The 14,423-nt window shown below is 69.4% G+C and carries 12 protein-coding genes; 6 read left to right on the top strand and 6 right to left on the bottom strand.

All coding sequences use genetic code 11. The features are described from left to right. Window positions 1-3: 3 nt before the first annotated feature. A complete protein-coding gene (gene proP, locus I8920_RS04915) occupies window positions 4-1,539 on the bottom strand; it encodes a glycine betaine/L-proline transporter ProP (protein WP_198658043.1) in 1,536 nt (511 codons plus the stop codon). Window positions 1,540-1,850: 311 nt separating this feature from the next. Here proP and valS point away from each other — a divergent pair, with 311 nt between their 5' ends. Together valS and I8920_RS04905 are read left to right on the top strand one after the other, a co-directional pair. After that, window positions 1,851-4,445 (top strand): valine--tRNA ligase, encoded by a 2,595-nt coding sequence (gene valS, locus I8920_RS04910; protein WP_225558431.1) that lies wholly within the window; start codon window positions 1,851-1,853, stop codon window positions 4,443-4,445. 62 nt (window positions 4,446-4,507) lie between these two features. Continuing rightward, window positions 4,508-4,759, top strand: coding sequence for a hypothetical protein (locus tag I8920_RS04905; RefSeq protein ID WP_198658042.1), 252 nt, complete (start codon window positions 4,508-4,510; stop codon window positions 4,757-4,759). A 148-nt stretch (window positions 4,760-4,907) separates the two neighbouring features. Here the strand turns inward: I8920_RS04905 and I8920_RS04900 are convergent, their stop codons facing one another. Further along, entirely contained in the window at window positions 4,908-5,747 is an 840-nt protein-coding gene (locus I8920_RS04900; protein ID WP_198658041.1) for an alpha/beta fold hydrolase, read from the bottom strand. Window positions 5,748-5,869: 122 nt separating this feature from the next. On the opposite strand from I8920_RS04900, the gene I8920_RS04895 reads away from it, so the two are divergent. Beyond that, window positions 5,870-6,451, top strand: a complete 582-nt coding sequence (locus tag I8920_RS04895) for a TetR/AcrR family transcriptional regulator (RefSeq protein ID WP_198658040.1) — start codon at window positions 5,870-5,872, stop codon at window positions 6,449-6,451. 34 nt (window positions 6,452-6,485) lie between these two features. After that, window positions 6,486-8,510 carry a M3 family metallopeptidase gene (locus I8920_RS04890; protein WP_198658039.1) on the top strand — a complete coding sequence of 675 codons (2,025 nt, stop codon included), beginning with the start codon at window positions 6,486-6,488 and terminating at the stop codon, window positions 8,508-8,510. A gap of 105 nt (window positions 8,511-8,615) precedes the next feature. Here the strand turns inward: I8920_RS04890 and clpX are convergent, their stop codons facing one another. Further along, entirely contained in the window at window positions 8,616-9,896 is a 1,281-nt protein-coding gene (gene clpX / locus I8920_RS04885; protein ID WP_198658038.1) for an ATP-dependent Clp protease ATP-binding subunit ClpX, read from the bottom strand. 237 nt (window positions 9,897-10,133) lie between these two features. Between clpX and I8920_RS04880 the strand changes: the two genes are divergently transcribed. Together I8920_RS04880 and I8920_RS04875 are read left to right on the top strand one after the other, a co-directional pair. Continuing rightward, the gene (locus tag I8920_RS04880) at window positions 10,134-10,856 is read left to right on the top strand and encodes a YcnI family copper-binding membrane protein (RefSeq protein WP_198658037.1); all 723 of its coding nucleotides are present in this window, start codon (window positions 10,134-10,136) and stop codon (window positions 10,854-10,856) included. Between the two features lie 50 nt (window positions 10,857-10,906). Further along, window positions 10,907-11,515: a copper resistance CopC family protein gene (locus I8920_RS04875; protein ID WP_232832824.1), complete on the top strand. Its 609-nt coding sequence runs from the start codon at window positions 10,907-10,909 to the stop codon at window positions 11,513-11,515. Between the two features lie 83 nt (window positions 11,516-11,598). Here I8920_RS04875 and I8920_RS04870 read toward each other — a convergent pair whose 3' ends face one another. The 3 genes from I8920_RS04870 to tig form a co-directional block, all read right to left on the bottom strand. Further along, window positions 11,599-12,258, bottom strand: a complete 660-nt coding sequence (locus tag I8920_RS04870) for an ATP-dependent Clp protease proteolytic subunit (RefSeq protein WP_027464696.1) — start codon at window positions 12,256-12,258, stop codon at window positions 11,599-11,601. Window positions 12,259-12,284: 26 nt separating this feature from the next. Continuing rightward, on the bottom strand, window positions 12,285-12,914 hold the full coding sequence (locus I8920_RS04865; RefSeq protein ID WP_198658035.1) for an ATP-dependent Clp protease proteolytic subunit: 630 nt from the start codon (window positions 12,912-12,914) through the stop codon (window positions 12,285-12,287). Between the two features lie 168 nt (window positions 12,915-13,082). After that, the gene (gene tig, locus I8920_RS04860; protein ID WP_198658034.1) at window positions 13,083-14,390 is read right to left on the bottom strand and encodes a trigger factor; all 1,308 of its coding nucleotides are present in this window, start codon (window positions 14,388-14,390) and stop codon (window positions 13,083-13,085) included. Window positions 14,391-14,423 lie beyond the last annotated feature (33 nt).

The following is a 14,423-nucleotide window of genomic DNA, read 5'->3' as shown; positions in this document are numbered from 1 at the left end:
CGACTACGAGCCGGCGGGCTCCTTCTTCTCGTCGCCCGTCGCGGCGTCTCCCGAGATGATCGGGATCTCGCTCGTCGAGAACTCCTTGGCCCAGTCGGACTGTGCCAGCTCGGAGGTCGGGTCGTTGTAGTCCTCGATGACCGAGGCGACCTCGTCCTCCGACCCGACGGTCGGACCGGAGCCCATGAGCGGGGTGGCGGCGGTCTCCTTGGTGAAGTACACCGCGACCAGACCGATCACCGCCGCTGCCATCAGGTAGAACGCGGGGATGTCCTCGGCCCAGCCGTACCCGGCGTCCTTCGCACCGGCGATGAGCGCCGAGGTGGCCAGCGGGGTCGTCCCACCGAAGAGCGACACCGAGACGTTGAACGCGATCGCCAGGGCGCCGTAGCGGATGATCGTCGGGAACAGGGCCGGCAGGGTCGACGGCATCGTCGAGGTGAACGTGACGAGCACGATCCCCAGGATGAGGAGCCCGGCGAAGACGCCCGGGCCGGTGCCGGTCTGGACGAGCTTGAGGGCCGGCCAGGACAGCAGGATGAAGCCGATGCACCCGGCTGCCAGCACGGGACGACGGCCGAACTTGTCGGACAGGCGACCACCGAAGGTGATGACGACCATCATGAGCAGCATCACGACGACGATCAGGATGAGGCCGAACGTGGCGCTCTGGCCGAGGTTCTGCTCCAGGTAGGTCGGCATGTACGACAGCAGCATGTAGTCGGTCACGTTGAAGACCAGCACGAGACCGATGCAGATGATGAGCGAGCGCCAGTTCTCGGCGAAGAGCTTGAGGAACGGCGTCTTCTGCCCCTCGCGCTCGGCGGCCTGCTCCTGCTGCTTCTGGAAGGCCGGGGTCTCCTCGAGCTTGAGACGGAGGTAGAGCCCGATCAGGCCGAGCGGGCCGGCGATGATGAACGGGATGCGCCAGCCCCAGCTGAGCAGTGCATCCTCGGACAGGCCGAACTGCAGGGCGGTGACGATCGACGCACCGAGCACGTAGCCGGCGAGCGTGCCGAACTCGAGCCAGGAGCCCATGAACCCACGGCGCTTGTCCGGCGAGTACTCGGCGATGAACGTCGCGGCGCCGCCGTACTCACCACCGGTCGAGAAGCCCTGCACGAAGCGGGCGACGAGCAGCAGGATGGGGGCCCAGAAGCCGATCGAGTCGTACGACGGGATGAGGCCGATCATGAGCGTGCCGGCGGCCATCAGGATCATCGTCAGCGCGAGGACCTTCTGTCGGCCGATCTTGTCGCCGATCGGGCCGAACACGGCACCACCGATCGGGCGGACGATGAACGCTGCGGCGAAGAAGCCGAACGTCGCGACGATGTTCGCCGCGGGGTCGCCCTGCGGCAGGAACACCTGCGAGATCGTCACGGTCAGGTAGGCGAAGATGCCGAAGTCGAACCACTCCATGGCGTTGCCGAGCGCGGCAGCCGCGACGGCTCGCTTGAGCAGCGACTCCTCGACGACGGTGACGTCGTCCTTCGTGAGATCGCGACGAGCGCGCTTCGCGGCGCCCTTCGTGCGCAACGGCCGATCGCCGTGCGAGTGGGGTGCGTTGTTCGGTGCCAAGTCGTTCCTCCGGTGTGCGGTGCGTCCTTCGGGCGTCCGGCGAGACGGCGACGTTGCAGCTCCTGCGAGCTCCGCGCTCGCCGGACAAACTCCGACAGACTAGCAGGACACGGGCCGACCCGACATCTCGGTGTGGTAAACGGTGCCCGTACGCCGACTGCGCCGGTGTCCGGGCCGCCGCTACGATTGGGGACACCGCGCGCCAGGCGCGGCACACTCAGGCACCTCATCACGGACTCGGTGCCGCACACACGGACGGAAGGTGCACGATGACCAAGCCCATGCCCGAGAAGCCCAGCGTCGACGGACTGGAGCAGGTCTGGGGGCCCGTCTGGGAGCAGGACGGTACCTACCGCTTCGACCGCGACGCCGCCGGTGACCGCAGCGCCGTCTGGTCGATCGACACCCCGCCGCCCACCGCCTCGGGCTCGCTGCACATCGGCCACGTGTTCTCGTACACGCACACCGACCTCAAGGCCCGGTTCGAGCGCATGCGCGGCAAGCACGTCTTCTACCCGATGGGCTGGGACGACAACGGTCTGCCCACCGAGCGCCGCGTGCAGAACTACTACGGCGTCCGCTGCGACCCGACCCTGCCGTACGACCCCGACTTCACGCCGCCGTTCGAGGGCGGCGACGGCAAGTCCTCGAAGGCCGCCGACCAGCTGCCGGTGTCGCGCCGCAACTTCATCGAGCTGTGCGAGCGTCTGACCGTGCAGGACGAGCAGCAGTTCGAGGAGCTGTTCCGCACGCTCGGTCTGTCGGTCGACTGGACCCAGTCGTACCGCACCATCGACGACACCTCGCGGGCGAGCGCCCAGCGCGCGTTCCTGCGCAACCTCGAGCGCGGCGAGGCCTACCAGGCCGACGCGCCGACCCTGTGGGACGTCACGTTCCGCACCGCGGTCGCGCAGGCCGAGCTCGAGGACAAGGAGATGCCCGGCGCGTACCACGGCATCGCCTTCCACCGCACCGACGGTGGCGACGACGTGGTCATCCAGACGACCCGCCCCGAGCTGCTGCCCGCCTGTGTCGCCCTGGTGGCGCACCCGGACGACGAGCGGTTCCAGGACCTGTTCGGCACCACGGTCCGCTCCCCCCTGTTCGACGTCGAGGTGCCCGTGCTCGCACACCACCTGGCGCAGAAGGACAAGGGCGCCGGCATCGCCATGGTCTGCACCTTCGGTGACACCACCGACGTGGTGTGGTGGCGCGAGCTGCAGCTGCCGAACCGTGCGATCATCGGCTTCGACGGCCGCGTGCGTTCGGAGGAGCCCGCCTGGATCGAGTCCACGAAGGGCCAGGAGCTCTACGCCGAGATGGCCGGCAAGACGGTGTTCTCGGCCAAGAAGGTCGTCGTGGACGCCCTGACCGAGTCCGGCGAGCTCATCGGCGACGTCAAGACCATCCAGCACCCGGTCAAGTTCTTCGAGAAGGGCGACAAGCCCCTGGAGATCGTGTCGACCCGCCAGTGGTACATCGTCAACGGCGCGCGCGACGAGCAGCTGAAGAGCACACTCCGCCAGCGCGGCGAGGAGATCGCGTTCCACCCGGACTTCATGCGCGTCCGCTACGACAACTGGGTCGGCGGCCTGTCCGGCGACTGGCTCATCTCGCGCCAGCGCTTCTTCGGCGTGCCGCTGCCGGTCTGGTACCCGCTCGACGCCGACGGCAACCCGGTGTTCGACCAGCCGATCGTGCCGACCGAGGCGCAGCTGCCCGTCGACCCGGCCTCCGAGCCGGCCCCCGGCTACACCGAGGACCAGCGTGGCGTCGCCGGCGGGTTCCAGGGCGAGCTCGACGTGATGGACACCTGGGCGACCTCGTCGCTCACCCCGCAGCTCGCGGGCAAGTGGGAGACCGACCCGGCGCTCTACGACCTGGTGTACCCGTACGACGTCCGCCCGCAGGCGCAGGACATCATCCGCACCTGGCTGTTCACCACCGTGCTCCGCAGTCAGCTCGAAGCCGACGTGGTGCCGTGGAAGCACGCCTCCATCTCCGGCTTCATCGTCGACCCCGACCGCAAGAAGATGTCGAAGTCGAAGGGCAACGTCGTCACGCCGCTGTCGATCCTCGAGCAGCACGGCGCCGACGCGGTCCGCTACTGGGCGGCCTCGTCCAAGCTCGGCACCGACGCGGCGTTCGACCCGCAGAACCCGAAGCAGATCAAGGTCGGCCGTCGCCTGGCGATCAAGGTGCTCAACGCGGCGAAGTTCGTCTACGGCTTCCCGCTGCCCGAGGGTGCCACGAGCGTCACCGAGGCCCTCGACGTCGACATGCTCGCCGAGCTCGGTTCGGTCGTCGAGCAGGCCACCGCGGCCTTCGACGGCTTCGACCACGCCCGTGCCCTCGAGATCACCGAGCGCTTCTTCTGGACGTTCTGCGACGACTACCTCGAGCTCGTGAAGGAGCGCGCCTACGGCACCGCGTCCGACGCGACGCACGAGACGCAGGCGAGCGCGGTCCTGGCGCTGCGCGGCGCGATCGACGTGCTGCTCCGACTGCTGGCGCCGTTCCTCCCGTACGCGACGGAGGAAGTGTGGGCCTGGACCCACGAGACCAGCGTGCACCGGGCCTCCTGGCCGACCGCGGCCGACCTGCCCACCGACGCGGCCCCCACCGGGCTGCTCGCGGCCGTCGGGCAGGCGCTCATCGGGATCCGCGGTGCGAAGACGGCGGCGAAGGCGTCCCAGAAGACGCCCGTGACGCGTGCGGTCGTCGCGGCGCCCGCCGAGACGCGCGTGCTCATCGAGCGTGCGGCGGTCGACCTGGCGGCCGTCGGCCGCATCGAGAACCTGTCGTTCGTCGACGGCGACGAGCTCGCCGTCACCGAGATCGAGCTCGCGGAGCAGCAGGCGTAACGTCGGCTGTCCGGGCCGGGTCGCGTCGGCGACCCGGCCCGTCGACCGGACTGGAGGCACGGATGCAGTTGGGCACACGCTGGAACGTGGGTGGGGAGCCGCCTGCGCGACTGCCCGAGACGATGGTCGTCGCCGTGCGCGGGGTCGAGGACGAACTCGCGCAGGAGGCCGTCGACACGGCGACGTGGGGGTGGACGCTGACGTTCCTGGAGGGCAAGCCGATCGTCGAGCTCGACGACGGCACCTCGATCCACCTCGACGCCCTCGGGCGCGCACAGGTGACGAACCCGGACGACGCCGCGGAAGAGGACTAGCGCGGGCGGTTCGCGCTGCGCGGTTCGCGGTTCCGCTTCGCGGTTCGCTTGGTGAGCAGGAATGGTCGAGTTCCCGGTGGGGACCCGACCATTCCTGCTCACGATGCGGGCGCCCCCGCCGGGGAGCGCCCGCGTGATCGCCGAGGGATCAGGACTCGGCGAGCCAGGTGCGCAGGACCTCGTTCACCTCGGCGGTGTGCGTGGTGAGCAGGCCGTGCGGGGCGCCCTCGATCTCGACGTACTCCGCCGCGGGCAGGGCCTTGGTGAAGCGTCGACCGGTGGCGTCGATCGGGAGGATGTTGTCCGACGTGCCGTGCACGATCAGGGCGGGGACGGTGACCTTCGAGATGTCCTGGCGGAAGTCGGTCGGCCAGGTCAGGGGTGCTGCCGCGGACGCGATCGAGCCGGAGCCGGCAGCGACGTTCCAGGCGTTGCGGACCTGCTCCTCGGAGATGCGGGTGCCGAGGTTCTCCGACAGGTTGAAGAAGTCCTGGTAGAAGTTCGTGAAGTACGCGTAGCGGTCCTTCGCCACGTCGGCGGCGATGCCCTCGAAGAACGACATCGGGCCGGCGCCGTCGGGGTTGTCGTCGGTGATCGCCAGGAACGGCTCGAGCGAGGCGAGGAACGCGACCTTGGCGATCCGGTCTTCACCGTGGCGGCCGATGTAGCGGGCGATCTCGCCGGTGCCCATCGAGAAGCCGACCAGGATCACGTCGCGCAGGTCGAGGGTCTCGAGGACCGTGTGCAGGTCGTCGGCGAAGGTGTCGTAGTCGTAGCCGGTGGACGGCTGCGAGGACCGACCGAAGCCGCGGCGGTCGTACGTGATGACGCGGTAGCCGGCCTCGAGGAGCATCGGGACCTGCCCCTCCCACGAGTTGCCGTCGAGGGGGAAGCCGTGGATCAGCACGATCGGCTGGCCCTGGCCCTTGTCCTCGTAGTGGAGCTCGATGTCGACGCTGTTCTCGGTCCCGACGGTGATGGCACCCATGGTCGTTCCTTCCCTCGACTTCGCAGAGAACGATCGTTCTCCGCCGATGTGGACTACAGTAGAGAACGGCCGTTCCCCTCGCAAGTCGGGCCCGGTGAACACTCAGCGAACGGGGTACGTACATGGTCACCAGCACCGTCGAACCGGATGTGCGAGCGCACATCGTCGAGGTCGCGGACCAGCTGTTCTACACGCGCGGCATCCAGTCGGTCGGCATGGACGCGATCCGGACCGCCGCGGGGGTCTCGCTCAAGAAGCTGTACGCGGCGTTCCCCGGCAAGGAGCAGCTCATCGCCGCGGTGCTCGCCGGCCGCCACGACATCTGGGAGCGCGGCGTCCACGGTGCGGTCGACGCGGCCACCGGTCCACGCGACAAGCTGCTGGCGCTCTACGACTTCCTGGAGTCCTGGTTCGGTGACGACACCTTCCGTGGGTGCGGGTTCATCAACGCCTTCGGCGAGCTCGGGGCGACGTCGCCCGCCGTCGCCGAGATCGCGCGTGACCACAAGGACTCGTTCCAGCGGTACGTGCAGCAGCTCACTGCCGAGGTCGTGGACGCCCCGGAACAGGCCGAGGAGCTCGCCGCGCAGCTCGCGCTCCTGGCCGAGGGTGCACAGACCACCGCGGCCATCGCCGGCACCACGGCACCGGCCGCGCACGCACGCCGCGCCGCCGAGACCCTCATCGACGCCGCGACGCGCTGACACGGAGCGGCGCCACGTCCGTAGTGTGGTCGCCATGGCAACCCCGTTCGACGTCCCGAGCACCCTCCCCTACGCCCTGCCGCCCTTCGGCGACGTGCGACTCGAGCACTACCGACCGGCCTTCGACGCCGGCATGGCCGAGCAGCGCGCCGAGGTCGAGGCCATCGCCACCGACCCGGACGCACCGACGTTCGAGAACACCCTGGTCGCCCTCGAGCGGTCGGGGCAGCTGTTGACCCGCGTCAGCCACGTGTTCTTCACGCTGTCGTCGGCCGACTCCACCCCGGCACTGCACGACCTCGAAGCCGAGGTCTCGCCGCTGCTCGCCGGCCACCGGGACGCGATCACCCTGGACGCGCGGCTCTACGCGCGGGTGCAGGCCGTGCTCGACGGCGCCGAGGCCGCCGGGCTGACCGGTGAGGACCTGCGGCTCGTCGAGCGGACCCACGCCGAGATGACCCTGGCGGGTGCCGGGCTCGACGACGCGGGCAAGGAGCGCCTGACGGCGATCAACCAGGAGTTGTCGACCCGCACGACGACCTTCGAGCGGAACCTGCTCGAGGACACCAACGACTCCGCCGTGCACGTCACGGACGAGTCCGAGCTCGACGGCCTCGACGACGGTGCGAAGTCCGCCGCCGCCGGTGCCGCGGCCGACCGCGGGCTCGACGGGTGGCTCATCACGCTGCCGCTCTACACCGGGCACCCGTGGCTCGGCTCCCTGCGCGACCGCGGCCTGCGCGAACGGATCATGCGCGCCTCCCTCGCCCGCGGTCGTCGCGGCAACGAGCACGACAACCGCGAGGTCCTGCTGCGGATCGTCCGGCTCCGGGCCGAGCGCGCCGAGCTGCTCGGGTTCCCGGACCACGCCGCCGTCGTCACCGCCGACGAGACCGCGGGCACCCCGGAGGCCGTCGACGGGCTGCTGTCCTCGCTCGTCGGTGCCGCCGCGCGGAACGCCGACGACGAGCGCGCGGTCCGATCGCGCACGGTCGGGTTCGACGTCGAGTCGTGGGACTGGGCGTACGCCACCGAGATCCTGCGCGGGGAGCAGTTCGCGGCGGACAGCTCGGCGCTGCGCCCGTACTTCGAGGCGGACCGGGTCCTGCACGACGGCGTCTTCCACGCCGCCGGCGCCCTGTACGGCCTGACCTTCACGGAGCGGCCGGACCTGCACGGCTACAACGACGAGGTCCGCGTCTTCGAGGTCACCGGCGACGACGGCGAACCGGTCGGACTGTACCTGCTCGACCTCTACACGCGTGACGGCAAGCGGGGCGGCGCGTGGATGAACCCCGTCGTCGAGCAGTCCGCGCTGCTCGGCACCCTGCCCGTCGTGGTCAACAACCTCAACGTCGCGAAGCCGGCCGCGGGCTCCCCCACGCTGCTCATCCAGGACGAGGTCGAGACGCTCTTCCACGAGTTCGGCCACGCGCTGCACGGCCTGATCGCCCGCACCACCTACCCGCGGTTCTCCGGCACGAACGTCGAGCGGGACTTCGTCGAGTTCCCGAGCCAGGTCAACGAGATGTGGGTGTCGTGGCCGTCGGTCCTGGCGAACTACGCCAAGCACCACGAGACCGGGGAACCGCTGCCGCCGGAGCTCGTCCTGGGACTCAGCGAGTCGGCCGGGTTCAACGAGGGCTTCGGCACGACGGAGTACCTGGCCGCGGCACTGCTCGACCAGGCGTGGCACCGGCTCTCCGCAGCCGAGGCTGCCGCGGTGACGTCCGTCGAGGACTTCGAGCGGGACGCCCTCGCCGCCGCCGGCATCGCGGTCGAGGCCGTGCCGCCGCGGTACTCGTCGACGTACTTCGCCCACACGTTCTCGGGCGGGTACGACGCCGGGTACTACGGGTACATCTGGTCCGAGGTGCTCGACGCCGACACGGTGGAGTGGTTCCGCGACAACGGCGGGCTCGACCGGGAAGCCGGACGGCGCTTCGCGGAGCGGCTGCTCGGGGTCGGTGGGGCGAAGGACCCGCTCGAGGCGTACCGGGACTTCCGCGGCCGCGACGCCGAGGTCGGCCCGCTGCTGCGCCGCCGCGGCCTGGAGTAGGCGGCGTTTCGGCCGACGAACACCACGAGAACGACAGAACACCTCGAGATCTCGAGGTGTTCTGTCGTTCTGCTGGTGTTTGCCGCTGACTGACGGGCCGGGGCGCTACGCCGACTTCTCGACGCGCTTGGCCCGGGGCCGCGGCACGATCGTCGGCGCGGCGTTCTCGAGCACGGACTCGCGGGTGATCACCACGCGGGCGACGTCGTCGTCGGAGGGGACGTCGAACATCACCGGGCCGAGGACCTCTTCGAGGATCGCGCGCAGGCCACGGGCACCGGTCTGCCGCAGCACCGCGAGGTCCGCGATGGCCTCGAGTGCGCCCTGGTCGAACTCGAGCTCGACGCCGTCGATCTGGAACATCCGCTGGTACTGCTTGATCAGCGCGTTCTTCGGCTCGGTCAGGATCTGCATGAGCGCCGCCTGGTCGAGCTGCGACACCGTGGTGACGACGGGCAGACGCCCGATGAACTCGGGGATCAGGCCGAACTTGTGCAGGTCTTCCGGCAGGACCTCGGAGTACAGGTCCTGGTGGTCGGTCGCACTGTGCAGCGGCGCCCCGAACCCGATGCCGCGCTTGCCGACGCGGGACGACACGATGTCCTCGAGCCCGGCGAACGCGCCCGCCACGATGAACAGCACGTTCGTCGTGTCGATCTGGATGAACTCCTGGTGCGGGTGCTTCCGACCGCCCTGCGGCGGGACCGAGGCGACCGTGCCCTCGAGGATCTTGAGCAGCGCCTGCTGCACGCCCTCGCCGGAGACGTCGCGGGTGATCGACGGGTTCTCGGCCTTGCGGGCGATCTTGTCGACCTCGTCGATGTAGATGATGCCGGTCTCGGCGCGCTTGACGTCGTAGTCGGCGGCCTGGATGAGCTTGAGCAGGATGTTCTCGACGTCCTCGCCCACGTAGCCGGCCTCGGTCAGGGCGGTGGCGTCGGCGACGGCGAACGGCACGTTGAGCCGCTTGGCCAGCGTCTGCGCCAGGTAGGTCTTGCCGCAGCCGGTCGGGCCGATGAGCAGGATGTTCGACTTCGCGATCTCGATGTCGTCGCGGTCCTCGGCGGCGGTGATCTGCCCCTGCGCACGGACGCGCTTGTAGTGGTTGTAGACGGCCACGGCCAGGGCGCGCTTCGCCGGGTCCTGACCGATGACGTACTCCTGCAGGAAGTCGAAGATCTCGCGCGGCTTCGGCAGTTCGAAGTCGCCGCTCGCGGTGTCCTCGCCGGCTTCGGCCAGGCGCTCCTCGATGATCTCGTTGCACAACTCGACGCACTCGTCGCAGATGTAGACGCCGGGGCCCGCGATGAGCTGCTGGACCTGCTTCTGGCTCTTGCCGCAGAACGAGCACTTGAGGAGATCGCCGCTCTCTCCGATGCGTGCCATTCCCGTGCCTCCCTGGTTGGACATGCCGGCCGCGCTGGCGCACAGCCGCTGGTGCACCGCTGCTGGTGGGCACCTCGTCGTGGACACGAGCCTAACCGCAACCGGTGACACCGACCGCGATGCCCCTCCGGTTTCGCCGCGCGCGTTCGCCCAGGGCGTCCGACCCTGCTACGGTGATCCCGACTTCTCTACAACTTGTAGAACAGCTGGTGCAGAACCACCCCCGGAAGGAACCCCATGCAGAAGCGTCTCGCCACCGGCGGCGCCGTCACCCTCGGTGTCGCAGCCGTCATCGTCCTCGGCAGCGCCACGGCGGCCAGTGCGCACGTCTCCGCGACCGCGACGTCGACCGCGGCGAACTCGTACACCGTCGCGACCTTCTCGGTGCCGCACGGCTGCGACGGCTCCCCCACCACGAAGATCGAGTTCCAGGTCCCCGAGTCCGTCATCGAGGTCACGCCCACGGTCAACCCGAACTGGACCATCCGCAAGGCGACCGAGCCGTACACGGCCCCGTCCGCCGCTGGCGACGACGAGCACGAGGCCGCTGCCGAGCGCGTCACGAGCGTCACCTACACGGCGAAGACCCCCCTGCCCGCCGACGAGCGCGACACGTTCGCGCTGTCCTTCGCGCTGCCCGACGGCGAGCCCGGCGACCTGGTCGAGTTCCCCGCCCTGCAGACCTGCGAGCAGGGCAGCGTGGAGTGGAACCAGGAGCAGCAGCCCGGCGAGGCCGAGCCCGAGCACCCGGCGCCGTCGATCACCCTGACCGCCGCCGAGGCGACGGACGACGACGGTGACGCGGCCGCCGCGACCCCCGCCGCGGAGGCCGCCGGCACCAGCGCTCCGGCCGACCCCGACCTGGTCGGCCGCTTCCTCGGCCTCGGCGGCCTGGTGCTCGGCGCCGTCGCCCTGGTCGTCGCCGTCGCCGGCACGCGTCGTCGGAGCTCCGCCAAGTGACGCAGCGCGGCTCGCGTCGGTCCCGCCCGCGGTCCTCTGCCCGGAGGCTCGTGGCCGGGTCCGTCGCGGCCGTCGCGATCGCCGGTGGTGCGGTCCTCGGGCTCGCCGGTCCGGCCAGCGCCCACAACTACCTGGTGTCGTCCGACCCGGCCGTGGGCGGGACGCTGACCGAGCTGCCGGACACCTTCGCCATCACGACGAACGACCGGCTGCTCGACATCGGCGACTCGGGTTCCGGGTTCGCCTTCCGGGTCGTCGGTCCGGACGGCGAGTACTACGAGGACGGCTGCGTCGACGTCGAGGGCCCGACGATGTCCACCGCCGCCGCGCTCGGCGCCTCGGGGAAGTACACCGTCGAGTGGCAGGTCGTCTCGGCCGACGGCCACACCGTCTCCGACGAGTACCCCTTCACGTGGAAGGCCCCGTCGGGCTTCTCCCCCGCCACCGGCTCGGCGGAGCCGCCGTCCTGCGCCACCGCCGGCGACGACGACTCCGGGTCCGAGGCGACCACCGGCACGGCCTCGGGATCGAACGAGTCGCCAGCGGCGGACGCGATCTGGATCGGTGCCGGCGGCGTCGTGCTCATCGGCGCCGTCGTGGCCGTCCTGCTGCTCCTGCGCCGCAGGCCCGCGCCGCAGTCCGACGACACGGACGACTGACCCCGACGACCGACACCGGTCACCGCACACACGACGACGCCCCCGCACCGATCGGTGCGGGGGCGTCGTCGTTCCTGCTGGTGCTACTTGACGAGCGCCGGCAGGTTCTTGCGGCTGGTGAGGACCTGGTCGATCAGGCCGTACTCCACGGCTTCCTGCGCGGACATGATCTTGTCGCGCTCGATGTCGTGGTTGATCTCCTCCGGCGTCTTGTTGGAGTGCTTCGACAGCGTCTCCTCGAGCCAGGTGCGCATGCGGAGGATCTCCGCCGCCTGGATCTCGATGTCGGACGCCTGACCGCCACCCTGCTGGGTCGCGGGCTGGTGGATGAGCACACGGGCGTTCGGCAGCGCGAGGCGCTTGCCGGGGGTCCCGCCGGCCAGGAGCACCGACGCGGCCGAGGCGGCCTGGCCGAGGCAGACCGTCTGGATCTGCGGGCGGATGTACTGCATCGTGTCGTAGATCGCCGTCATCGCGGTGAACGAGCCACCGGGCGAGTTGATGTACATCACGATGTCGCGGTCCGGGTCCATCGACTCGAGCACGAGCAGCTGGGCCATGACGTCGTCAGCCGACGCGTCGTCGACCTGGACACCGAGGAACACGATGCGGTCCTCGAAGAGCTTGGCGTACGGGTCCTGGCGCTTGTAGCCGTAGGCCGTCCGCTCCTCGAAGCTCGGCAGGATGTACCGATTGGACGGGGCCGGGACGTTCTGCGCGCCACCGAGCATGGGGAGGTGCATTCTCAGTTCCTTTTCTTCGGTGGTGATCAGGACCGGGCGTCGGGCTCGGCCGCGCTGGTCGGTGCTTCGCCGTCGCCGACGGTGCCGCCGCCGCCGATGACCTCGGCGCTCGAGGCGCGGAGGTGGTCGACGAAGCCGTACTCCAGGGCTTCCTGCGCCGTGAACCAGTTGTCGCGGTCGTTGTCCTTGAGGATCTGCTCGATCGACTTGCCGGTCTGCTCGGCCGTGAGCTCCGCCATGCGCTGCTTCATGTCGAGGATGACCTTGGCCTGCGTCTGGATGTCGGCAGCGGTACCGCCGAAGCCACCGGACGGCTGGTGCAGCAGCACGCGCGCGTTCGGCGTGATGTAGCGCTTGCCCGGCGTGCCCGAGGACAGCAGGAACTGACCCATCGACGCGGCGAGGCCGATTCCCACCGTGACGATGTCGTTCGGCACGAACTGCATCGTGTCGTAGATCGCCATGCCGGCGGTGATCGAGCCACCGGGCGAGTTGATGTAGAGGTAGATGTCCTTCTCAGGGTCCTCGGCGGCGAGCAGCAGCAGCTTGGCTGCGATCTCGTTCGAGTTGTCGTCGCGGACCTCGGAGCCGAGCCACACGATCCGGTCTCTCAGAAGGCGGTCAAAAACACTGGGGTTCAGTGTTGCTTCGGCCATGGAAAAGCTCCCGTTCAGTTGTCGCTTGATGTCGAACTTATCGGGTGCAACGCACCAGTTCCCGTCTGTTCGCTGTCGGCAATGCGATGGTGCGGAAACGACGGACGGGAGGCACGGTGCCAGCTGGCACCGAGCCTCCCGTCCGTCGTGCTGGGAGGGTCGAGATCGTTACTCGGCAGCCCCTGCCGGCTCCTGCGCGACGCCCGCCGTGAAGGCGGACAGGTCGACATCGTCGCCGTTGGTGTCCTTGACGGTGACCTTCGACAGGACGGTCGCGACCGCCTTCGAGCGGGCGACCTCGCCGACCATGCCGGGGATCTGGCCGTTCTGGTCGATGACCTTGATGAACTCGGCCGGCTCCATGCCGTACTGCGCGGCGGCCTGGATGAGGTACTGGGTCAGTTCCTCCTGGGAGACCTGGATCTCCTCCTTCTCGGCGATCGCGTCGAGCAGGATCTGCGAGCGGAAGGCGGTCTCGCTGGACTCCGAGACCTCCTTGCGGTGCTCCTCGTCCTCCAGGCGGTTCTCCTGCTCGAGGTGACGGTGCACCTCGTCCTCGATGAGCTTCTCCGAGATCGGGATCTCGACGTCCTCGGTGAGCTTCTCGACGAGCTTGTCGCGAGCTGCGGCGCCCTGACCGAAGGTCTTGGACTTCGCGATCTGCTCCTTCAGGTCGGCCTTGAGCTCGTCGATGGTGTCGAACTGGCTGGCGATCTGGGCGAACTCGTCGTCGGCCTCGGGGAGCTCGCGCTCCTTGACGGCGGTGACGGTGACGGCGATCTGGGCGGTCTCGCCCTCGCGGTCGCCACCGACGAGCTTCGACTCGAAGGTCGTCGACTCACCGGCGGTCAGGGACTCGAGCGCCTCGTCGATGCCCTCGAGCAGGTCGCCGGAGCCGATCTCGTAGGAGACGCCGGTGGCCGAGTCGACCTCGTCGTCGCCGATGGAAGCGGTGAGGTCGATCTGCGCGAAGTCGCCGGTCTTGGCCGGGCGGTCGACGGTCACGAGCGTGCCGAAGCGGGTGCGCAGGTTCTGCAGCTCCTCCTCGATCTCGTCGTCCGACACCTCGACGGCGTCGACGGTGAGCTCGTACGAGGAGTAGTCCGGCAGGTCGAACTCGGGGCGGACGTCGACCTCGAAGGTGAGGACGAGGTCGCCGGTGAAGTCCGCGAGGTTCGGCAGCTCGGCCACGTCGGCCTCGGCACGACCGAGGATGCGCAGCTCCTGCTCCTCGACCGCCTGGCGGTAGAAGGTGTCGATGGCGTCACCGACGGCGTGGTTCAGGACCTCGCCACGGCCGACGCGCTGGTCGACGATCGCCGGCGGGACCTTGCCTTTGCGGAAGCCGGGGATGTTGATCTGCTCGGCGATGTGCTTGTACGCGTGGTCGATGCTCGGCTTGAGATCGTCCGGCGTCACGTTCACGGTGAGCTTGACGCGGGTGTCGCTCACCTTGTCGACGGTGCTGGTGGCCAAGGGATGTTCTCCTGTTGGTTGACGTTCGTGTGG

The organism is Curtobacterium sp. YC1, assembly GCF_016267665.1.
Taxonomy (GTDB): Bacteria; Actinomycetota; Actinomycetes; order Actinomycetales; family Microbacteriaceae; genus Curtobacterium.
Note: the sequence above shows the minus strand (reverse complement) of the source record. Positions and strands in the feature narration are given on the sequence as shown.

Coding starts and splice junctions, on each gene's coding strand:
- valS (WP_225558431.1), top strand. CDS start 1,851: ATGACCAAGCCCATGCCCGAGAAGCCCAGCGTCGACGGACTGGAGCAG.
- I8920_RS04905 (WP_198658042.1), top strand. CDS start 4,508: ATGCAGTTGGGCACACGCTGGAACGTGGGTGGGGAGCCGCCTGCGCGA.
- I8920_RS04900 (WP_198658041.1), bottom strand. CDS start 5,747: ATGGGTGCCATCACCGTCGGGACCGAGAACAGCGTCGACATCGAGCTC.
- I8920_RS04895 (WP_198658040.1), top strand. CDS start 5,870: ATGGTCACCAGCACCGTCGAACCGGATGTGCGAGCGCACATCGTCGAG.
- I8920_RS04890 (WP_198658039.1), top strand. CDS start 6,486: ATGGCAACCCCGTTCGACGTCCCGAGCACCCTCCCCTACGCCCTGCCG.
- clpX (WP_198658038.1), bottom strand. CDS start 9,896: ATGGCACGCATCGGAGAGAGCGGCGATCTCCTCAAGTGCTCGTTCTGC.
- I8920_RS04880 (WP_198658037.1), top strand. CDS start 10,134: ATGCAGAAGCGTCTCGCCACCGGCGGCGCCGTCACCCTCGGTGTCGCA.
- I8920_RS04870 (WP_027464696.1), bottom strand. CDS start 12,258: ATGCACCTCCCCATGCTCGGTGGCGCGCAGAACGTCCCGGCCCCGTCC.
- I8920_RS04865 (WP_198658035.1), bottom strand. CDS start 12,914: ATGGCCGAAGCAACACTGAACCCCAGTGTTTTTGACCGCCTTCTGAGA.